Origin of the sequence: Streptomyces sp. BE303 (assembly GCF_036290945.1) — a bacterium.
Taxonomy (GTDB): domain Bacteria; phylum Actinomycetota; class Actinomycetes; order Streptomycetales; family Streptomycetaceae; genus Kitasatospora.
In genome coordinates this window covers 1-676 of record NZ_JAQYWZ010000254.1, presented here as the reverse complement: position 1 = coordinate 676, position 676 = coordinate 1, and the positions used below count along the sequence as shown (strand labels likewise).

The following is a 676-nucleotide window of genomic DNA, read 5'->3' as shown; positions in this document are numbered from 1 at the left end:
TGCAGGTGACGCCGGCGGTCTTCCAGGTGGTGGCGTCGACCATGGTGGTGGGGGCGAAGGCTTCCTTGGGGAAGTCCTTGCTGTTCTTGAGCTTGTCGTACATGGTCTGGACGGCGAGGGCGCCGACGTCCTTGCCGTTGATGAAGAGGGCGGCCTTCATGCCGGAGGGCTTGTCGGAGCCCCAGTTCTTGCAGGCGAGGTAGGCGCCGAGGCCGACGCCGATGACGCGGTCGGCGCCGATGCCGGCGTTCTCCAGTGCGGTGACGCCGCCCTGGACGTTCTCGTCGTTGCAGCCCCAGACGACCCAGTTCTTGACGCCGGGGTTGGCGGTGACGGTGGCTGCGATCTTGTCCTGGGCGCCGGTGGGGGTGTTGTCGGTGGCGACGTCGATGTTCTGGACGCCGGGGGCGGCGGAGCCGAAGGCGTCCTTGGCGGCCTTCACGCGGTCGCCGCAGACGGTGACGTCCTGCTTCCAGGCGGAGATGGTGCGGGTCTCGGCGGGGTTCCAGGCGGCCTTCTTGAACTCCTCGGCGGCGCGCTTGCCGACCTCGCCGCCCATCTGGGTGCCGGAGAAGCCGATGCGGGGGACGAGGTTGTCGGGGGCGCAGGCGGACGGGTCGGGGCCGTTGGTGCAGATCTGGTCGTCGGAGGTGAGCAGGGCGACCTTGGCGTCCTT

General features: G+C 69.2%; 1 protein-coding gene. It reads right to left on the bottom strand.

The window, feature by feature from the left end; translation table 11 throughout:
* A partial coding sequence (locus PUR56_RS01725; protein ID WP_329947556.1) for a substrate-binding domain-containing protein occupies positions 1–676 on the bottom strand: 676 nt, incomplete at both ends.